Consider the following 18,721-nt stretch of genomic DNA (forward strand, 5'->3'; position numbering starts at 1 on the left):
CGCGCATCCGCCACACTTCCGCGCCAGGGCAAGGCCGTCTTTCCTGACGGTCCTAGGCAAGAGGGGACTTCGATGATGGACAGCGACAGGGCCCAGAGGCCGGGTCAGGGCCAGGGTCAGGCCAGGGGTCAGGGCCAGGGTTGGGCGCAGAGCCGGGATCTGTTCCCGTCATCCGTGCCCGAGGGGCCCGCCGAACCGTTCGGCCTTGCCGCGCCTCTCTCGGAAGGATTGAGCGACGGCCCCGGCGGCCCGATGCGGCAGACCACGCCGAGCCCGGTCCGTGTCGCGGCATTCGGCGTGCTGGCGGTGATGTTCCTGGGAATCGCCGGACGCGTACTCGCTTTTCCGATCGGACGGGACGAAAACCTCTTCATCACGGTCTCGCGGCTATGGGGCACGGGCGATATCTATCGCGACTTCGGCTACAACCACCTGCCTTACCTGCCCTACATGCTCGGCGGCCTCTACTGGCTGATCGGCACGGGGCATGTCCTGCTGCTGGGACGCCTGCTGATCGTGACGGCCTGGGCCGTGGCGGTCGCGGCGCTCTGGCTGATCGCCCGGCGCCAGCGAACCGGCTTTCCCGCCTTCTTCGCCGCCGCCGTGCTGCTGATGGGCAACGTGCTGCTGATCGGCCCGCCCGGCATGTTGGCGACCAACAACTTCCTGCCGCTGCCTTTCGCCTTCCTGGCGATCCACTTCCTGCTTTGCGGGTTGGACCGCGAGCGACCCTCGTGGATGTGCTGTTTCGTGGCGGGCGTGCTGGTCTCGGTCGCGATCGGCCTCAAGGCCAACTACATCTTCATCGCACCGTTCCTGGCCGTCACCACCGTGCTGGCCCCGCTCGCGCGGCCGCTGCGCCATCGCCTGGTCTGCGGCACGGTGCCGCTCGCGCTGGGCGGTCTGACCGGCGGCATTCCGGCGCTGATCGCCATCGCTTCCGACCCTGACGCCTTCTTCGCCCATACGATCCGCTACTTCACGCAGCTCCAGCCGATCTACTGGGACCACTCGGCCGAGCCCAAGATCGTCGGCGTGGCGCAGAAGATCCTGCTCGCCGAGGATATCTGGACTTCCAACGCGACGCTGCTCGCCCTTGCCGGCGCCGTCGTCCTGGTCGTCCTGCCGCTGGCGCGGCGCGGCTGGCGGGACGGGCTCCTCGCCGTATGGTCCTGGCCCGTGGTGCTGGCTGCCGCGCTCGCCCTGATGGGTGTGGCCATCTCCTTCGTGCCGAGTCCTTCCTTCCCGCAATACTTCGTGCCGCCGATCCCTTTCCTGATCCTGCTGGTGCTGCTGCTGCGGGCCCGGACCTTGAGCGAGAACCGGCGGGCGGCCGATGCCGTGCTGCTGTCCCTGGCATGCGTCGCGCTGCTCTGCGCCGCGTCGCGGGTCGGCCCGGGGCTGGTGTCGCTGGCCCGCCCGGCTTCCTGGGAAGGCATGAAGCTGCACCGTGAAATGCGTCAGCTCGCCCGCAGCGCCGGAGCGTCCTCGCGCGACAGCGTGGCGACGCTCTCTCCGGTGCTGGCGCTGGAAGGGGGCTTCTCGGTGCCGGGCGAGTTCGCCGCCGGCCAGTTCGTCTACCGCGTGGCCGACTACATGCCGCCGCAGGAGCGAACCTACTGGACCACGACTTCGCCCAGTCAGCTCGTTGCCTGGCTGGACGGCCACCGCCCCTCGGCCATCCTGGTGAGCGGCGAGGAGCCGCTGGAGCAGCCTTTCGCCGACTATGCGCGCAGCCACGGCTACCTGGAGTTTCCCGCCCGCGGCGACGGCACCGGTCCGGTACTCTACCGCAGCCCGCTGGCGCCCGATCCTGACGAATAATTTGGCCAGGGCGTAAACTCATAAATCCTCGTCGGTCCCGGGCGTGATCCGGGACCGCTGGCAGAGCCGCGCCTTGCTCGCGATCTTGCGCCCGAAGACCTGGCAGCGGTCCCGGATCACGTCCGGGAAGACGCCTGAAGACCCTCTCGAAATGGCCCTTCCGCGCATTTGCCGCCCGGCGCTTAACCCTTTGGCACCTCCACTGGCTAAAGCTGCCTAACCCGGATGAACACTTCTCCGCCGGCCCGCTCTGCCCTTAACCTTCCTGCATCGACCGGAGAATTTCTCCTCAAAATTCCGACACCGGAGGTGCGGTCATGAAAGTCGTCCTGCTTGCGGGGGGCCTCGGCTCCCGCCTTGCCGAAGAAACGGTTCGTATTCCCAAGCCGATGGTCGAAGTGGCCGGTCGGCCGATCATGCTCCATGTCATGGATATCTACGACCGCTGGGGCCACAACGACTTCATCGTCGCCTGCGGTTACAAGGCCATGGCGATCAAGAGCTTCTTTCAGGACCTCCATCTCATGTCGAACGACTTCACGGTCGGCATCGGCAACGGCGAGATGGCCCTGCGCCCCACCTCCAAGATCGACTGGCGCGTCTCGGTGGTCGATACCGGCCTGGCCACGATGACCGGCGGGCGCCTGAAGCGCCTGCGGTCCTGGCTCGACGACGAGACCTTCATGGTCACTTACTCGGACGGCGTGGGCAACGTGGACCTCGATGCGCTGCTGGCGTTCCACCGCTCGCACGGCAAGCTGGCCACCGTCACCGCGGTGCAACCCCCGGCGCGCTTCGGCAACCTGGAACTGGGCCCGTGCGACGGCGACGGCGGCCAGGTGGTGGAGTTCACCGAGAAGGTCATCAAGTACGAAACCTGGATCAACGGCGGCTTCTTCGTCTTCGAACCGGGCGTGCTGGACTATCTCACCGGCGACGAGGAGCCGCTGGAGCAGGCGCCGCTGACGCGCCTCGCCCACGACGGCCTGCTCATGGCCTACAAGCACAAGGGCTTCTGGCACCCGATGGACACCGTGCGCGACCGCGACACGCTGGACAAGCTGGGCTGCCAGACACTGCCGCCCTGGATGGATTTCGAAAACGGACAGCCGGTGCTCAGCACCGATGCGCCGACGACGAAGCTGCAACATGCCTGAAGAAGGCTCAATGGATCAGGCGCTTGTTTCGGCATATCGGGGCAAGCGGATTCTGGTGACCGGCCACACCGGCTTCAAGGGTGGCTGGTTGTGCCTCTGGCTCAGTCAACTGGGCGCAGAGGTCACCGGGGTCGCCTTGCACCGCCCCCCGCAAGGCCCTGACATGTTTCATTCGGTCGACCTCGGGGGGCTGGTCGACCACCGCATCGCCGACATCCGCGATGCCGCCGCCTATGCGCAGGCCTGCCAGGACGTGGAGCCGGACCTCGTGTTCCACCTCGCCGCGCAGGCACTGGTGCGGCCGTCCTACGACGATCCGGTGGAGACTTTCGCCACCAACGTCACCGGCACCGCCGTGGTGCTGGACGCGGTGCGGCGGATGCCCTCGGCGCGCGGCGTGGTCGTCGTCACCAGCGACAAGTGCTACGAGAACCGCGAGTGGGAATGGCCCTACCGCGAGACCGACGAACTGGGCGGGGCCGATCCCTACAGCGCGTCGAAAGGCTGTACCGAACTGGTCGCCGCCGCGTTCCGGCGCTCGTACTTTTCCGATCCCGCCGGCTGCCAGATCGCCACCGTGCGGGCGGGCAACGTGATCGGCGGGGGCGACAATTCGCTCGACCGCCTGCTGCCCGACGTCGTGCGCGCCACCGTGGCCGGCACCGCGGTGACGATCCGCAACCCGGCCAGCGTGCGCCCGTGGCAGCACGTGCTGGAGCCGCTCGCGGGCTACCTGATGCTGGGTGCGCGGCTGCTTGGGGAGCAGGCGCCGCGCTTTGCCGAGGCCTGGAACTTCGGCCCCAGCGCCGATGGCTTCATCGACGTCGAGGAAATCGCCCGCCACTTCCAGCGAGCCTGGGGACCCGGCGTGGCGCAGATCGCCTTCGGGCGCCGCCCCGACGATCCGCACGAGGCCGGGATGCTCACGCTCGACAGCAGCAAGGCCCATGCCCGCCTCGGCTGGCGCCCACGCCTCTCGACCGAGCAAGCCGTGACCATGAGCGCCGAATGGTACCGCGCCTTCGCGGCCGGAAACGAAGACATGCGCGCCTTCAGCGAGGCGCAGATCGCCCGGTACTCGGGCGGATTCACCGAAACACTCCAGGGGGAAGCACTATGCGCGTAAATTACGGCCAGACTGTCCACGGCGAAGAGGAAATCGCCGCCGTCATGGAAGTCCTGCGGACCTCCACCCAGATGGGGCCGAAAGTACGGGCCATGCAGGAGCAGGTCTCGGCGCTGTTCGCCAAGAACCACGGCATCATGGTCAATTCCGGCTCTTCCGCGAACTATCTCGCGGTCGAGCTGCTGAACCTGCCCGAGGGCAGCGAGGTGATCACTCCGGCGCTGACTTTCGCCACCACCGTCGCGCCGATCGTGCGCTCGCGCCTGGTCCCGGCTTTCGTGGACTCGGCGGTCGGCACCTACAACATCGACGTCGACAAGATCGAGGCGATGATCGGGCCGAACACCAGGGCGATGATGATCCCGTCCCTGATCGGCAACCTGCCCGACTGGGACCGCATCCGCGAGATCGCCGACAGGCACGGCCTGATGGTGGTGGAAGACAGCGCCGACACCCTGGGCGCCACCTTGCGCGGCACCAGCACCGGCACCCGCTCGCACATCTCGACCACGAGCTTCTACGGCTCGCACGTCATCAATGCGGCGGGTAACGGCGGCATGCTCTGCGTTTCGGACGAAGACCTCGCCCGCCGCGCGCTGCTGCTGCGGTCCTGGGGCCGCACCAGCTCGCTCTACGTCGACTCCGAAAGCATCGAGAAGCGCTTCAACGTCGCGCTCGACGGCATCGACTACGACGCCAAGTTCCTGTTCGACGAACTGGGCTTCAACGTCGAGCCTTCGGAAATGGGCGCCGCCTTCGGCCTCGTCCAGCTCAAGAAGCTCGACAACAACATCGCCGCGCGCGAACACAACTTCGCGCGGCAGTACCAGTTCTTCAAGCAGTACGAGGACTGGTTCGTCCTGCCCGAACAGCTGCCCGAATCGCGCACCGGCTGGCTCGCCTTCCCGCTCACCATTCGCGAGGACGCGCCCTTCACCCGCACCCAGATGCAGATCTGGCTGGAAGAGCGCGACATCCAGACCCGCCCGGTCTTCACCGGCAACATCCTGCGCCAGCCGGCCATGAAGAACGTGACGCTCAAGGCCCCGCCCGAAGGCTGTCCGGTGGCCGACGCGGTGATGAAGGGCGGCATCCTGCTCGCCTGCCATCACGGCCTGAACGAGGAACACATCGACTTCATGCACGAAACTTTCGAAGGCTTCGTCCGCTCGCTCTCGGTCGCCCCTTCGCGGGAGGCGGCCAATGCTTGAGATGCCGATCCCCCAGCAGGACGCCACCGACGTGCTTTCGGAATGCCGCGCCTGCAAGGCGCCCGCGCCCTACCTGTTCCTGCCGCTGGGCGACCATGCCCCGGGCCAGATGCTGATCCGTCCGGACGATCTGGACAGCCAGCAGCCCGCCTTCCCGCTCAATACCCAGGTCTGCCTGGAGTGCGGGCTGGTGGAGATCGCCGACCAGATCCCGGCCGACTTCTTCCGCCACTACCTCTACGTGCCTTCGGGCGCGGCGCGGATGCACAGCCACTTCGCGGACTTCGCGCAAGTCCTGGCGGAGCGTGCCGGGGACGGGCTGATCGTCGACATCGGCAGCAACGACGGACTGCTGCTGGCCGCCTGCAACGCGCTGGGCTGCAAGACGCTGGGCTTCGACCCGGCCGAGAACATCGCTGCCATGGCCGCCGAACGCGGCGTCGAAACCCACATCGACTACTTCACGCCGACTTCCGCCGAACTGGTCCGCTCGCAGCGCGGCCCGGCCAAGGTGATCGTCACGACCAACACCTTCAACCACATCGGCGATCTGCACACCTTCATGGAAGCGATCACGATCCTGCTCTCGGACGACGGGACCTTCGTGATCGAAGTGCCCCGCGCCAAGGAATATATCGACCACACCGAGTTCGATAACATCTACCACGAGCACGTCTCCGAGTTCAGCCTGCTGTCGATCGTCAAGCTGGCCGCCTTCTTCGACCTCGAAGTGACCGACGCGCTCTCGCTGCCCGACATTCATGGCGGCTCGATGCGCGTGTTCCTGAACCGCAAGGCTGCCGGAATCGGCCCCTCGCAGTCGGTGGGCGACATGCTGCGCGACGAACTGGCGGGCGGGATGCTGCTGCCGGAGACTTACGACAGCCTCGCGCGCGACGTGGAGGAGATGGGCCGCGACGTGCGCGCCATGCTCGACGAGATGAAGGCGCAAGGCCTGAAGATCGCCGGCTACGGCGCTTCGGCGCGCGGCAATACGCTGATCACCCATTTCGGGATCGACACCCGCTATCTCGACTTCCTCGTGGACCGCAATCCGCTGAAGCACGGCCTCTATTCGCCGAACACGCGCATCCCGATCCGCCCGGTCGAAGCCATCGAGGAAGAAAAGCCCGACGTGCTCTTCGTGCTCGCCTGGAACTTCTTCGACGAGATCTTCGAACAGCAGGCTGCCTTCCGCGAACGCGGCGGCAAGTTCCTGGTGCCGCTGCCGGTGCCGCGCATCGTCTGCTGAACTGAACAGTCCGGGCCGGAATCCGATTCCGGCCCGGACCCTTGCGGAAGGGTTGCCCAGTGGCCGAAGGGGTTACGCTGCTTACCGGTGCCGGCGGCTTCATCGGCGCGCACCTCGTCCGTCACCTGCTCGGTGAGAGCGGCGAAGTTCATGCCATCGTGCGCCCCTCGACCGAACTGGGGCGGCTCGCGCCTTTCGCCGAACGCCTGACGATCCACCGCATCGACCTGTCGGACCGGCTGGAGATCCGGCGCTGCATCCGCGCGCTTCGCCCCCGCCGCGTATTCCACCTTGCCGCCGAGACCCGCCTGCCGCCGCAGCCCGATTTCTGCGCCGCGCGCGGGGCCGCCGCGATCTACCTCCAGCCCGCGCTCAACCTGCTGGAGCCGCTGGCCGAACTGCCCGAGCCGCCCGAAGCGGTGGTACGCGCCGGAACGATCGCCGAATACGGACACGCGCCGCTGCCTTATCGCGAGCAGGACCGCGCCGTGCCCTCAACACCCTATGGTGCCGGGATGCTGGCAACCACCGAGGCGATCGCCATGCTGGCCCCGTGCCTGCCCTTCCCGGTGCTGACGGCGCGGCTGGCGCTCTGCTACGGCCCCGGACAGGCGGCCAGCTTCCTCGTTCCCGCACTGATCCGGGCCTGCCTAGACCGCCAGCCGATGGTCATCCGGCGCCCGGCCGACCGGCGCGACCTGCTCCATGTGGACGATGCGGTAGACGCCCTGCTCCATATCGCCCGCCTCGCCCCAACCGCCGGGCGCCAGCTCGACTGCGTCAACGTCTGCACCGGCCTGGCCCCGACGATGGATGAAGTGGCCCGCCGGATCGAAGCCCTGACCGGCTGCCCGGACGGCTTCCTTGCCCGCGCTCCTTTATCGGACGACGTGCAGGCCGCTGCCCCGGCGACGCTGCTCTCCAGTCCCGACCTCGCCGCCGAACGTCTCGGCTGGCGCTATCGCATCGATCTCGACGAAGGCCTCGTCCGCACTGTCGCGGACGAGCAACTCATGTGCACGAAAGCAGGTTAGACCCGTGAACGCCGAGCCGAAGACCCTGGTTTCCATCCTGGTTCCCGCCTTCAACGAGGAACTCAACGTCGTGCGCTGCTACGAATCGATCGTGCGCGTCTTCGAAAAGCTGCCCGACTACAGCTACGAGATCATCGTCACCGACAACCATTCGACCGACCGCACTTTCGACCTGCTGGAAGACCTCGCCCGCAAGGATCCGGCGCTGAAGGTCATCCGCTTCTCGCGCAACTACGGCTACCAGCGCTCGCTGCTCTGCGCCTACAAGGCGGCGACGGGCGCCTGCTCGATCCAGCTCGACTGCGACCTTCAGGATCCGCCCGAACTGATCCCCGAGATGCTCGGGCTCTGGCGCAACGGTCACCAGGTGGTCTACGGCATCCGCCGCTCGCTGAAGGATGGCTTCTTCGTCGCCACGCTGCGCCGGATGTTCTACCGCTTCATCACCTGGATCAGCGACGACGACCTGCCGGTCAACGCCGGGGAGTTCCGCCTGGTGGACCGCCGCATCCTGGTGGAACTGCACAAGGTGGAGGACGCCTCGCCTTATTTGCGGGGCCTGATCAGCGCGATGGGCTTCTCGCAGGTCGGGCTGGAATACGACCGCGGCGACCGCATCGCCGGGGAGAGCAAGTTCCCGCTCAAGTCGATGATCTCGCTGGCCGTCGACGGCGTGCTCAACCACTCGCTGATGCCGCTGCGGATCGCCTCGATCGCGGGGATCGTCATCGGCGTGCTCTCGATGGTGCTGACGTTCATCTACCTCGTCGGCCGGGTGCTGCTGGGCCAGGCCTGGCCCGCAGGTTTCGCGACGACGACGATCCTGCTGTTGATGTCGATCTCGATCAACGCGGTGTTCATGGGGATCCTGGGTGAATATGTCGGGCGCCTGTTCCTCCAGGCCAAGCCGGGGACGAAACCGATCGTCGAGCAGAAGCTCAACTTTCCCGAAGTGATCACGCTGGTCGCGCGCGAAAGACAGTGACTCGGGTGAGCACGAAGAGCACGCCCGCATAAGTGCAGATCGCGGCGCCCTGCACCAGGGCGCTGCGCTCGAACCCCGCCGCGCGGCCCAGCGCCACGACCGACAGGTTCGCCGCATAGGCGATCAGGAACGCCGCCGCGTAGCGCAAGGCCTCGGCGGTCGTGGCGCGGTGGCGGGCGCGGAAGGTCAGGTGACGGTGCAGGCCGTAGGAAATCGGCAGGCCCATCGCGAAGCCCGCCATGTTCGCTGCATAGTCGCCCAGCCCCAGCCGCAGCCAGCCGAGGATCAGGCCATAGCCGATCGCGGTATTGCCCAGCCCCACGAGCACGAACCGCGCGAGCGTGGCCGCCTCGCGCCCCAGCGATGCGGTGCCGCTCATGCCGCACCGCACCAGGCATGACCGGCGGGTCGCAGCCGAAGCGTACGTTCGGCGGCGGGGAAGGGATCGGTTCGGCTCAAGCACGCGCTCCTCTTGCGGCGGTTCGCGCCGAAAGGGTGGGCATCGCGCGCGCGGCCCACAATCACCCGGAAGCATAGTACGGGCGGGCATTGTGGCGGTGGTGATCTTCCATGGGGCTAGGCCGCAAAGGCCACGGGAACCCGCCGCACCGCCGCGCCGCGGCCCGCCCTGGCGCCGATGCTCATGATCCGCCTAGACTTTCGGGGGAGCGCCGCAGCGATTCAGGCCAATTGACCCGCCCCCGCCCGCCATGGTCTTTCGTTCCTGTTCAGGCGCTTGTCCTGAACGTGACGAACCATGTCCGGACGGCCTGGGCCACGCCGGCTTGCCGTCGGGACATGCGAGCAGGGAGCGTGACGTGACGGCGCCGGGTACAGGACCCCTTGTCCATATCGGATACCACAAGACCGCTTCCACTTTGCTCCAGAACGCCCTGTTCGCCCGGCGCGATCTCGGCTTCGAACGGCTGGAGAACGACCGCTATCACATCAAGCTGGACTTCGTGAAGCAAGGCGCCTTCGACGATCTCCCGCCCAACCGGGTGGAGAGCTATCGGCGCCGCAGCCGCGAGGCGCAGGAGCGCGGCCATACCCTGGTCGTCTCGCACGAACGGCTCTCGGGCTATCCCGCCTCGGGCGGTTTCGACGCCAAGCTGATCGCCGACCGCGTGAAGAACTGCCTGCCCGACGCGCGCATCCTGGTCTTCGTGCGCGAGCAGCGCTCGATGATCTTCTCCTTCTACCTCCAATATATCAGCGACGGCGGCTCGCTGTCGTTCCGGCGGCTGACGACGCCCCTGCAGTGGACGCTCCATCGCCAGCCCGAATTCGATTTCCGCTCCTTCGCCTATGCGCAGTGCATCGCCTACTACCGCCAGCTGTTCGGCGCCGACAATGTCCTGGTTCTCCCCTATGAGGCCCTGCGGAGCGAGCCCCAGCGCATCGCGCGAGAGATCGCGCAGTTCTGCGGCCAGGACCCCTCGCGGATCCCGCACGATATCTTCGGCGCGCCGACGAACGAGGGCATGCCGATCTTGATGCAGGCCCTGCGCCGCCCGCTCAACGCCCTGTTCAACCGCAACCAGCTTTCGCCCCAGGCGCCGATCCGGTTTCCGCCCTTCGACCGGTACTATCGCAAGCTCCGCCCGCTTTTCGCCCTCGGCCGCCTGATCGACGGACCGCTGCGCCGCCGCCTGGAGCGCCGGATCGAGCAAGCCGTCGGCGACCGCTATGCCGAAAGCAACCAGCAGCTCCAGCGGATGACCCGCTACGACTTGCGCCGCCTGGGCTACAGCCTGCCGAACCCCGCCGCTCCGCTTGCCGAACCGGCTTCATGCGGATCGGCGGCGGCATCGGCGAAGCGCGCGCGCCCGTCCTTCCACGCGCGAGGATCGCAGATCGCATGACCGAGCATGCCGCCACCGTGCTGGGCCGCGAGGAAGCGGCCGTCGCAGCGCTGGCCGCCGAAGCAGCCGCGGCCGCCCGGCCACGCGCGCCCAAGTCCGGCGAAGGGTTCAACTCCACCGTCCACAGCCTGCGCGGCGTGGCGGCGATGATGGTCTTCCTGGCCCATGTCGTGGGCGGCGTGGGCGAGAACGTCTATCCGCACGACGCCGCCTATCTCGCGGCCACTTATGCACCGTGGAACTTCGGCCGCTGGGGCGTCTGGCTGTTCTTCGTGATCAGCGGCTACGTGATCCTGCCGAGCGTCCTTCGCTACACCCCGCGCGAGTTCGCCCTCAGGCGCTTCTTCCGCCTCTATCCGCTGTTCCTGGCCTTCTCGCTGCTGTTCATCGCCGTCAACGCGGTGAGCAACGCCTATCCCGAATTGAACATGCTCTCCGTGATCGCCCCGGCGCTGCTGCTGGTGAACCTGCTGACGCGCACGGAGCAGCTCACGCCCAATGCCTGGAGCCTGAGCTACGAAGTGCTGTTCTACGCCGTCACCTGCCTTACCGTGCACGTGGCCCTGCGCCGCCGCAACCGACTCCAGACCGTACTCATGGCCCTGGTCTGCGCGGCACTGGTCTATCGTTTTCCGGCCATGGCCTTCTTCGCCGCCGGGATCGGCGCCAGGCTGCTCGACGATCACGGCATCCGCCCGCCCCGCGCCTGGAGCCGCCCACTCGAAGTGCTGGCATTCGCAGGATGCCTCTACTTCGGTTCCATACAGCACTACGGGTTCCTGCCGAAGGAGATGGGTGATCCGCGCGCCTATGCGGTGCTGTTCTTCACTTCGGCCTACTTCTTCATGGCGATCGCGCCCGGCAGCCTGACCGCGCGGCTGCTGGACCGCCCCGCGGCCTTCTACCTGGGCACAGTGAGCTACAGCCTCTACCTCGCCCACCCCTATTCCTACTTCGCGATGCGCCACGTCTTCGTGCGGCTGGGCCTTTTCGGCGAGCACGCAGGCCTGTCGCTGGCGCTGTTCCTGGCGGTGGTGGTGCCGGTGACGCTGGTCTTCACCCGGCTGGTCTATCACTGGCTCGAACGCTATCCCTACCAGTGGTTCTTCCACGAGCGGGTCTTCCACCGCCGGGACGCCAGGGCCGAGACGAGCTGACCCCTACCGCTTCTTCTTCACCGCGCGCTTCTTGCTCACGGCCTTTTTCGCCGGGCTCTTCTTCGCCTCGCCCTTGCAGGGCCAGGCCTTGCGCGTGGCGGCATAGACCTGTTCGGAAGCCGATCCCTTGCGGTCGTTGGGATTGCGCGCGAGATAATCCATGGTGACTTCCCGGAGCCGGCTGATCGTCACCTCGGCGGGAATGCAACTGTCCTGCTTGTTGTTCTTGCGCACGGTGTTGAACGCATCGACGGCGCCGGTGATGTAGGCGATGCACTCGTAGCTCTTCTCGACATAGTCGTTGCTGCCACGCTGGGCCATGCACGAGGCATAGAGTTCGTCGCCGGTATAGAAACTGGCATTCGCGGCAACCGGCAGCAGCCCCAGAGGAGCGATCAGGGCCAGGCAGGCCAGCTTGGCGGAATTCATACTCGGCTTTCTCCAAATCAGGCAAAGACCCTCGAGCCAAAAACCGGCCGCGTCAATCGCTCCGGCCGCAAGGGCCGCCGTGAACCGGCATCACGCCGGCGGCAACGGCGCAAGTCGCTTGGCATGCTGCATCACCACCAGCGTCTTGAAGGCGCGGACATGTTCCTCGCCGTGCAGCACCCGGCGCGAGAAGGCATCGTAATGCTCCATGTCCTGGGCCGCCACCTGGAGCACGAGATCGTGATCCCCCGTGACATACCAGACGTCGATCACTTCGCGTGCTTGTCGCAAGCGCGCGACCAGATCGTCCACGACCCTGCCCTTGTCGGTCTCCAGCGTCACCAGCACGATCATCGTCACCAGCCAGCCCATGGTTCGCGGCGCCACCAGCGCCGCTTCCCGCTCGATCGCCCCCTGTTCCCGCAAGGCCCGGACCCGCCGGTAGCAGGCCGGGGCCGAAAGCCCCACCGCCTCCGACAGGTCCGGCATGGAGATCCGCGCGTCGCGTTGAAGCTCGGTGAGGATGCGCAAGTCGAACGCATCGGGCATGGGGCACGATCTCCGATAAACATTATCGCCAAAGGACGATCATAGACCCCTTTTATCGCAAGCCGGCGATAAAAGGCACGGCGATTCAACCGAGGGTTCCATGGTCTTCCGCCGCATCGCCGCCCACTTCGCGTCCAGCGATTTCGCGCCTCTCGCCGCCGTGGCGACGGCCATGGTCTCGATCTGCTGGGGAGCCTCGGTCGCCAAGACGCTGTTCCCGGTGATCGGGCCGGCCGGCACCACCGCCCTGCGCCTCTCGCTGGCGGCCGCGATCCTCTGCGGCGTCTTTCGCATCTGGCGCAAGCCCTTCGACCGGCGCATGCTCCATGCCGCCCTGCCCTACGGTCTGGCGCTGGGCTGCATGAACCTGCTGTTCTACTTCGCGATCCAGCGCATCCCGCTCGGCATCGCTCTCGCCACCGAGTTCACCGGGCCGCTTGCCGTGGCGACATTCGCCTCGCGCCGCCGCGTCGACCTTGCCTGGATCGGGCTTGCCGTCGCCGGACTCGCGCTGCTGCTGCCGCTCGACATGTCCAGCGACGCGGTCGATCCCGTGGGCGTGCTGCTGGCCCTGGCGGCGGGGGTGTTCTGGGGCGGCTACATCCTGCTCGGCAAGCGCGCCGGAGCCATTCTCGGCGGCGCCGCTCCGGCCTATGGCATGGCCGTGGCCGCGCTGGTGGCTCTGCCCTTCGGCGTGGCGCAGGCCGGGGCGGCGCTGCTCCTGCCGCATGTGCTCGCCATCGCGCTGCTCGTAGCGATCTTCTCCAGCGCGATCCCCTATTCGCTGGAGATGTTCGCCCTGCGCCGGTTGCCGACCAAGAGCTTCGGCATCCTCACCAGCGGCGAACCAGCCGTAGGCGCGCTGGCAGGCGCGCTGCTGCTGGGAGAGATGCTGCCGTTCGCCCAGTGGATCGGCATCGCCGCCATTGTCGGCGCGACGATCGGCACCACGCTTACCGCGCGCGGCCAGTCCGGGGGTAACGGCGCAAAACCCGTGATCAGCGAGATCTGACCGCCCGCAGGCGCTTGCGCCAGGCGGCGATTGCGCCCATGCGTGCGGCCATGCCGCAAGCCTCCGACATCCAGCTCGCCATTTTCTCCCAGGCCGTAGATGCCCTCGGCGGCCAGCGCGCCCTCGCGCGCCACCTCGGCATCGCCGAGCGCGAAGTGCGGGACTGGATCTCCGGCGAAGTCCCCCTGGGCTACGCCACCTTGCGAGAGACCGCACGCGCGCTGATCACGCACTCCGACATGTGCCGCCGCCTGGAGCGCAAGCTCTCCCCGGCGTTCAGCGAGAATCTGACCGAAGCCCAGATCGAACACCTCGGCAACCCGGAAGGCCGCCGCCCCGCCGAAGACTGACGCCTAAAAGAAAGGCTCCCCGGAAACCGGGGAGCCTTGAGGATTTGGGTCCAGTCCGAAATGCATCGCCGAAAGCGGCCTCTGCCGACCAACGGAAAAGCGTTCCAAATGCCCGGCGCGAAAATTCCGCAGACACGGAAGAGGGTTCGCAATCGCACCAGGCAGCCACTTAATTCTCGAACGATCTCTTTGTTCCCGCGCCGGAAAAAATAATTCCGCACATGCGAAACCGTGCCGCTTCGGAAAGCGGCGCGATCTACCAACCATGTGAAATGAATATGGTGAGCCCTGCTGGGTTCGAACCAGCGACCTACTGATTAAAAGTCAGTTGCTCTACCGACTGAGCTAAGGGCCCCCGTTTCCGGGGCAGCCGGCGAAGCGGCTGCGGAAGGGTCACCTAGGGGCAGGGCGCGGCTTGGTCAAGCGGGCATGAAGCTGATTGATCGTAAGACCCGACAAAGGATCGCGCCAGGGGCCCGCGATCCGGCGGGCGGGGCCGAGGACGAAGTCGCGGGCGCGGAAGGCGGGGTGCGGCAGGATCAGGCTTTCATCGCCCTCGCCGCCCGCCCAGGGGCCGCCGCTCCATAGCACCAGGTCGAGGTCCAGCACCCGCGATCCCCAGGCCTGGCCCATGCGGCGGCGACCGAACTTGTGTTCGATCTTGTGCAGCTTGTGCAGCATCTCGTCGGGTTCGCGCTTGCTGCACACCACCGCCACGCCGTTGGCATAGCGGCGGCGCGATGGGCCGACCGGCGCGCTTTCGATCACCGGCGAGGCGGCCATGACCTCGTACTTGCCGTTATCCAGCGCCGCCAGCGCCGCGGCGATCACCTTGCGGGGACTGCCGTGGCGCGGGTGGCGCATGTTGGAGCCGAGCGCGACGAGATAGTGATGCTTTGCCAAGCCCCAAACCCCCGATTGAGCCGTGATGAGGAGGCTTGTATCAGATATCCTGGGCGATGCGCGTATAGAGTTGCGGGCGCCGGTCGCGGAAGAATCCCATGCCCGCGCGGTGCTTGGCGGCGCGCGCAAGGTCGATCGTCGAGACCAGCACGCCCGTCTCGTCCCGGCCGAACTGCGCGACATAGTCGCCCCATTCGTCGGTGATGAACGAGTGGCCGTAGAAAGTCTGCTCGGTCCCGCATTCCGTCTCGATGCCGATGCGGTTGGCGGCGATCACCGGCATGCAGTTCGACACCGAATGGCCGACCATGGCCCGGCGCCACATGCGGCTGGTGTCGAGCGCGGCGTCATAGGGTTCGGAGCCGATCGCGGTGGGATAGAACAGCAGTTCCGCGCCCATGAGCGCCATCACGCGGGCGCATTCGGGATACCACTGGTCCCAGCACACGCCCACGCCGACCTTGGTGCCGAGTACGTCCCAGACCTTGAACCCGTCGTTGCCCGGGCGGAAGTAGTACTTCTCCTCGTAACCGGGGCCGTCGGGGATGTGGCTCTTGCGATAAGTGCCGATGATCTCGCCGTCGGTGCCGATCATGGCCAGGGTGTTGTAGTAGTGGTGGCCGTCGCGCTCGAAGAAGCTGGTGGGGATGACGATCTTCAGCGCCTTGGCCAGCGCCTTCATCGCGATCACCGAGGGGTGCTCGGCGGTCGGGCGGGCGGTGGCGAAGAGTTCCTCTTCCTCCACCTTGCAGAAGTAGGGGCCGGAGAACAGCTCTGGCGGCAGCACGATCTGCGCGCCCTTGGCGGCGGCTTCCTCGACGAGCGTGGAGACGGCGGCGATGTTCTCGCGCTCGTCGGCGGAGTTGAGCGCGAGCTGGAGGGCGGCGACGGTGATTTCGGTCATGAGGCGGGCCTCTATCAGCCTCGCTTGCGGAACAGAAGGGTCATGCGGTCGCTCTCGCCGATGGCGAGGTACTTCTCGCGGTCCTTGTCCTTCAGCGCCAGGCTGGGCGGCAGGGTCCAGACGCCGTCCGGCCAGTTCGCGGTGTCCTTGGGATTGGCGCTGATCTCGGACTGGGCGACGAGGTCGAAGCCGTTGTCCTTCATGAAGCGGATCACGTCGGCCTCGCGCAAGTAGCCCTTGGAGCCGTCGGCATAGTCGGCCGGGGCATCGGGACGTGCGCGGTGCTGCTCGATGCCGATCAGGCCGCCGGGCTTGAGCAGGTCGCGCATGGCCGCGAATTCGCTGCCGGCGATGTTCCAGCGCAGCAGGTTGTGCATCATGCGCGGCACGATGATGACGTCGAAGGTGCCCTTCTCGCCCTCGGGTATGGCGCCGAGCGTGTAGGCGGCGAACTTGTCGGCGGGGAGGCCGGTGAACTTGGCGACGTCCGCCGGATAGCTCGCCGCGCCTTTGCGGATGCCGTCCTTCATCTCCGGCTTGAAGGCAGGCGCGTCGGGGTTGAAGTAGAGCCCCACGAGGTGCCCCTGCTGGCCGAGATAGAGGCCCAGGAAGCGCGAGTACCATTCGCCGCCGGGGGCATATTCGCCCACTTTCATGGTCGGCGCGACGCGGAAGAAGCTCAGCGTCTCAACCGGATGGCGATACTTGTCGCGCGCGCGGTCCTCCTTTCGCGAAGGGTTGGAGGCGGCGAGTTCGAGCAGCGCCTCGCAGCCCTTGCAGGCTTCGGCCTCGGTCTTTTCATCGGCAGCACTGGCGACGCTCGGCATGGCGATCACGCCGAGGAAGGAGGCAAGGGCGATCAGGGCGCGGCGCATGTCGATTCTCCCGTGGATGGGTGGATGGATGTGAACCTAGTTTCCGTCCGCCCAATGACAAGTCACTCAAGTGTACCTATCTAGCGACAAATTCCCCTCATAAGGACATTCAGGACAATGGAAACGGCAATCGTTGCAGGCGGGTGCTTCTGGTGCACCGAGGCGGTGTTCCGCGACGTCATCGGCGTGGATTCCGTGGAAAGCGGCTATATCGGCGGCACCGTGGCGAGCCCCACCTACAAGCAGGTCTGCGAAGGCAACACCGGCCATGCCGAGGCCATCAAGGTGAACTACGATCCTTCGGTGCTCTCCTATGGCGACCTGCTCGACGTGTTCATGGGCACCCATGACCCGACGCAGCTCAACCGCCAGGGCAACGACGTGGGCACGCAGTACCGCTCCGCGATCTTCCCGCTGGACGAGGCACAGGCTGCCGAGGCCGAGGCGGCCATCGCCCGTTCGAACGAGGACAACGGCGGCAAGGTCGTGACCACGATCGAGGGCTTCGCGGACGGCAAGCAGAACGAGACATGGTATCCGGCCGAGGACTACCACCAGGAATACTGGGACGGCGAAGGCCAGCGCAACCCCTACTGCCTGGCGGTGATCCCGCCCAAGCTGATGAAGCTGCGCAAGAGCTTCCAGAACAAGGTCAAGGGCTGACCTGAAAACGGCCTTGCGCCGGCGACGAGCCATCGTTGATGCCGCGCGGGCCATCGCTTTCGCCGTGTCTCACCATGAGACACGGCGAAACGAACCCTATCCAAACCTTCCCGGACAAGTACTTAGCTCGCCAACGATCCGTTCTTTCTGGCGAGCCCCATCATGTCCCGTCTTCCCAAGCTGTCGCTGTCCGTCGCCATCGCCGCCGTCGCCTTCGCGGCCAGCCCCGTGCTCGCCTCTTCGGGCATGATCGCGGGGATCGACGTGCTGAAGACCTGGAACCTGGTGGTGCTGGGCGATCTCACCTCGTCTTCCGAAGTGGAAGGCCGGACCTTCGTGGGCGGCAATCTCGACGGTAATTCGTCGAACTACCAGATTACCGCCCTGCCCGCCTCCTCCACCGGCACGCCGGGCCTGACAGTGGTGGGTGACGTCAACGGCGGCCACAAGAACCTCAACAACGGTTCGGGCGCCATCGTCGGCGGCAACGTCAACAGCGGACTCAATCTCAACGGTGCCGCGCAGACGGTGCAGGTGGGCGGGACGATCAGCAATACCAACGTCAACAACAACACCGTCACCTCGGGCCTCGCCGCCAGCAACCCGCAGTTCGCGCAGAACCTCGCCCAGCAGAAGAGCCTCATCGAAACCTCGATGGAAGGCCTCAGCCATGCGATGAGCACCGAGGCGGCCAACAGCCAGCTCACCATCAGCGGCAATCGCGGCACCTTCAACGCCCAGCCCGGCGCCGACGGCGTGGCGGTGTTCAACATCTCCGCCGCCGACCTCGACAAGATCGGCGAGATCCAGTTCAACCTCAACGGCGCGGACACCGCCATCGTCAACGTCTCGGGCAAGTCGATCCGGCTGGACGACAACTTCCTCGGCGGCACCAACAACCTCGGCGAGAAGGTCGTCTGGAACTTCCACGAGGCCGCAGACCTCTCGCTGACCACCGCCTGGGGCGGCTCGGTTCTGGCGCCGGGCGCCAACGCCACGACCTCGAACTACATCCAGGGTTCGGCGGTGTTCGGGAATCTCGTGCAGAACGGTGAGATGCACGTCGGCACTTATACCGGCGGCTATACGCCGGGCGGCAATCCGGGGACGCCGGGCGGCTCCAGCGGTGGATCTTCGGGCGGCGCGACCGACGTGCCGGAGCCGGGCATGGTCGGACTCTTCGCGCTGGGCCTGGGTGCGTTGCTGTTCTGGCGTCGTCGGCGCGCGGTCACGGTTTAAGGGGCAGGGGTAGAAGCAGGGGCCATCGCCCCTGCACCCCATCACTGTCTAGGTCAGGCACCACCTACCCGTCGTGCGCCCATCGCGGCGTCGGGAGACTTGATGGCTGCGTCGTAGGGAGCGCAGTACCGCTAGATCGCGCGCAAGGTCGACATTGGCGAGGGTCCGGGGGATCATCCCCCGGGT

Annotated in this window: 19 protein-coding genes and 1 tRNA gene; 13 read left to right on the plus strand and 7 right to left on the minus strand. The window is 66.6% G+C overall.

The features are described 5' to 3' along the window. Nucleotides 1-72 precede the first annotated feature (72 nt). From L284_RS29090 to L284_RS29120, 7 genes are all read left to right on the plus strand, one after another. Complete coding sequence (locus L284_RS29090; RefSeq protein WP_021232816.1) at nucleotides 73-1,824, plus strand: hypothetical protein; 1,752 nt, start codon at nucleotides 73-75, stop codon at nucleotides 1,822-1,824. 317 nt (nucleotides 1,825-2,141) lie between these two features. Beyond that, nucleotides 2,142-2,981, plus strand: coding sequence for a glucose-1-phosphate cytidylyltransferase (rfbF, locus tag L284_RS29095; protein ID WP_021232818.1), 840 nt, complete (start codon nucleotides 2,142-2,144; stop codon nucleotides 2,979-2,981). Nucleotides 2,982-2,991: 10 nt separating this feature from the next. Further along, on the plus strand, nucleotides 2,992-4,107 hold the full coding sequence (gene rfbG / locus L284_RS29100; protein WP_021232819.1) for a CDP-glucose 4,6-dehydratase: 1,116 nt from the start codon (nucleotides 2,992-2,994) through the stop codon (nucleotides 4,105-4,107). Then, nucleotides 4,098-5,318, plus strand: coding sequence for a DegT/DnrJ/EryC1/StrS family aminotransferase (locus tag L284_RS29105; RefSeq protein ID WP_021232820.1), 1,221 nt, complete (start codon nucleotides 4,098-4,100; stop codon nucleotides 5,316-5,318). Before rfbG ends, L284_RS29105 begins: the two co-directional genes overlap by 10 nt. After that, nucleotides 5,311-6,570: a methyltransferase domain-containing protein gene (locus L284_RS29110; protein ID WP_021232821.1), complete on the plus strand. Its 1,260-nt coding sequence runs from the start codon at nucleotides 5,311-5,313 to the stop codon at nucleotides 6,568-6,570. Before L284_RS29105 ends, L284_RS29110 begins: the two co-directional genes overlap by 8 nt. Nucleotides 6,571-6,629: 59 nt before the next feature. After that, a complete protein-coding gene (locus tag L284_RS29115; protein ID WP_021232822.1) occupies nucleotides 6,630-7,604 on the plus strand; it encodes an NAD-dependent epimerase/dehydratase family protein in 975 nt (324 codons plus the stop codon). 4 nt (nucleotides 7,605-7,608) lie between these two features. Beyond that, nucleotides 7,609-8,589: a glycosyltransferase family 2 protein gene (locus tag L284_RS29120; RefSeq protein ID WP_021232823.1), complete on the plus strand. Its 981-nt coding sequence runs from the start codon at nucleotides 7,609-7,611 to the stop codon at nucleotides 8,587-8,589. On the opposite strand, the gene L284_RS29125 is transcribed toward L284_RS29120, so the two are convergent. Then, entirely contained in the window at nucleotides 8,561-8,968 is a 408-nt protein-coding gene (locus tag L284_RS29125; RefSeq protein WP_021232824.1) for a GtrA family protein, read from the minus strand. The genes L284_RS29120 and L284_RS29125 overlap by 29 nt on opposite strands. Nucleotides 8,969-9,407: 439 nt before the next feature. On the opposite strand from L284_RS29125, the gene L284_RS46780 reads away from it, so the two are divergent. Together L284_RS46780 and L284_RS29135 are read left to right on the plus strand one after the other, a co-directional pair. Next, nucleotides 9,408-10,454, plus strand: a complete 1,047-nt coding sequence (locus L284_RS46780; RefSeq protein WP_160172091.1) for a sulfotransferase — start codon at nucleotides 9,408-9,410, stop codon at nucleotides 10,452-10,454. Next, nucleotides 10,451-11,611 (plus strand): acyltransferase family protein, encoded by a 1,161-nt coding sequence (locus L284_RS29135; protein WP_160172092.1) that lies wholly within the window; start codon nucleotides 10,451-10,453, stop codon nucleotides 11,609-11,611. The genes L284_RS46780 and L284_RS29135 overlap by 4 nt, the downstream gene beginning before the upstream one ends. Nucleotides 11,612-11,614: 3 nt before the next feature. Here the strand turns inward: L284_RS29135 and L284_RS29140 are convergent, their stop codons facing one another. After that, a complete protein-coding gene (locus L284_RS29140; protein ID WP_021232828.1) occupies nucleotides 11,615-12,040 on the minus strand; it encodes a Rap1a/Tai family immunity protein in 426 nt (141 codons plus the stop codon). Between the two features lie 90 nt (nucleotides 12,041-12,130). Beyond that, entirely contained in the window at nucleotides 12,131-12,589 is a 459-nt protein-coding gene (locus tag L284_RS29145) for an Lrp/AsnC family transcriptional regulator (RefSeq protein WP_021232829.1), read from the minus strand. Nucleotides 12,590-12,689: 100 nt separating this feature from the next. Here L284_RS29145 and L284_RS29150 point away from each other — a divergent pair, with 100 nt between their 5' ends. Further along, a complete protein-coding gene (locus L284_RS29150; protein ID WP_021232830.1) occupies nucleotides 12,690-13,601 on the plus strand; it encodes an EamA family transporter in 912 nt (303 codons plus the stop codon). Between the two features lie 50 nt (nucleotides 13,602-13,651). Beyond that, nucleotides 13,652-13,951, plus strand: a complete 300-nt coding sequence (locus L284_RS0123740; RefSeq protein ID WP_052018328.1) for a YdaS family helix-turn-helix protein — start codon at nucleotides 13,652-13,654, stop codon at nucleotides 13,949-13,951. 279 nt (nucleotides 13,952-14,230) lie between these two features. Here the strand turns inward: L284_RS0123740 and L284_RS29155 are convergent. The 4 genes from L284_RS29155 to L284_RS29170 all read right to left on the minus strand — a co-directional run bounded on the left by L284_RS29155 (nucleotide 14,231) and on the right by L284_RS29170 (nucleotide 16,633). Beyond that, nucleotides 14,231-14,306: transfer RNA gene (locus L284_RS29155), tRNA-Lys, on the minus strand. Nucleotides 14,307-14,344: 38 nt separating this feature from the next. Further along, nucleotides 14,345-14,854 (minus strand): 2-amino-4-hydroxy-6-hydroxymethyldihydropteridine diphosphokinase, encoded by a 510-nt coding sequence (gene folK, locus L284_RS29160; RefSeq protein ID WP_021232832.1) that lies wholly within the window; start codon nucleotides 14,852-14,854, stop codon nucleotides 14,345-14,347. A gap of 40 nt (nucleotides 14,855-14,894) precedes the next feature. Continuing rightward, a complete protein-coding gene (gene aguB / locus L284_RS29165) occupies nucleotides 14,895-15,758 on the minus strand; it encodes an N-carbamoylputrescine amidase (RefSeq protein ID WP_021232833.1) in 864 nt (287 codons plus the stop codon). A gap of 14 nt (nucleotides 15,759-15,772) precedes the next feature. Further along, entirely contained in the window at nucleotides 15,773-16,633 is an 861-nt protein-coding gene (locus L284_RS29170) for a class I SAM-dependent methyltransferase (RefSeq protein ID WP_021232834.1), read from the minus strand. Nucleotides 16,634-16,750: 117 nt separating this feature from the next. Here L284_RS29170 and msrA point away from each other — a divergent pair, with 117 nt between their 5' ends. Further along, the gene (msrA, locus tag L284_RS29175) at nucleotides 16,751-17,296 is read left to right on the plus strand and encodes a peptide-methionine (S)-S-oxide reductase MsrA (RefSeq protein WP_021232835.1); all 546 of its coding nucleotides are present in this window, start codon (nucleotides 16,751-16,753) and stop codon (nucleotides 17,294-17,296) included. A gap of 162 nt (nucleotides 17,297-17,458) precedes the next feature. Then, entirely contained in the window at nucleotides 17,459-18,535 is a 1,077-nt protein-coding gene (locus L284_RS29180) for a choice-of-anchor A family protein (protein WP_021232836.1), read from the plus strand. The last annotated feature ends 186 nt before the right edge of the window (nucleotides 18,536-18,721 follow it).

The organism is Novosphingobium lindaniclasticum LE124 (assembly GCF_000445125.1).
Classification (GTDB): Bacteria; Pseudomonadota; Alphaproteobacteria; order Sphingomonadales; family Sphingomonadaceae; genus Novosphingobium; species Novosphingobium lindaniclasticum.

Excerpts from the sequence above, each read along its gene's own strand:
- L284_RS29135 (WP_160172092.1), top strand. The coding sequence starts at position 10,451 with ATGACCGAGCATGCCGCCACCGTGCTGGGCCGCGAGGAAGCGGCCGTC.
- L284_RS29105 (WP_021232820.1), top strand. The coding sequence starts at position 4,098 with ATGCGCGTAAATTACGGCCAGACTGTCCACGGCGAAGAGGAAATCGCC.
- L284_RS29170 (WP_021232834.1), bottom strand. The coding sequence starts at position 16,633 with ATGCGCCGCGCCCTGATCGCCCTTGCCTCCTTCCTCGGCGTGATCGCC.
- rfbF (WP_021232818.1), top strand. The coding sequence starts at position 2,142 with ATGAAAGTCGTCCTGCTTGCGGGGGGCCTCGGCTCCCGCCTTGCCGAA.
- L284_RS29145 (WP_021232829.1), bottom strand. The coding sequence starts at position 12,589 with ATGCCCGATGCGTTCGACTTGCGCATCCTCACCGAGCTTCAACGCGAC.
- aguB (WP_021232833.1), bottom strand. The coding sequence starts at position 15,758 with ATGACCGAAATCACCGTCGCCGCCCTCCAGCTCGCGCTCAACTCCGCC.
- msrA (WP_021232835.1), top strand. The coding sequence starts at position 16,751 with ATGGAAACGGCAATCGTTGCAGGCGGGTGCTTCTGGTGCACCGAGGCG.
- rfbG (WP_021232819.1), top strand. The coding sequence starts at position 2,992 with ATGGATCAGGCGCTTGTTTCGGCATATCGGGGCAAGCGGATTCTGGTG.
- L284_RS29125 (WP_021232824.1), bottom strand. The coding sequence starts at position 8,968 with ATGAGCGGCACCGCATCGCTGGGGCGCGAGGCGGCCACGCTCGCGCGG.
- L284_RS0123740 (WP_052018328.1), top strand. The coding sequence starts at position 13,652 with ATGCCGCAAGCCTCCGACATCCAGCTCGCCATTTTCTCCCAGGCCGTA.
- L284_RS29140 (WP_021232828.1), bottom strand. The coding sequence starts at position 12,040 with ATGAATTCCGCCAAGCTGGCCTGCCTGGCCCTGATCGCTCCTCTGGGG.
- L284_RS29090 (WP_021232816.1), top strand. The coding sequence starts at position 73 with ATGATGGACAGCGACAGGGCCCAGAGGCCGGGTCAGGGCCAGGGTCAG.
- L284_RS29110 (WP_021232821.1), top strand. The coding sequence starts at position 5,311 with ATGCTTGAGATGCCGATCCCCCAGCAGGACGCCACCGACGTGCTTTCG.
- L284_RS29150 (WP_021232830.1), top strand. The coding sequence starts at position 12,690 with ATGGTCTTCCGCCGCATCGCCGCCCACTTCGCGTCCAGCGATTTCGCG.
- L284_RS29180 (WP_021232836.1), top strand. The coding sequence starts at position 17,459 with ATGTCCCGTCTTCCCAAGCTGTCGCTGTCCGTCGCCATCGCCGCCGTC.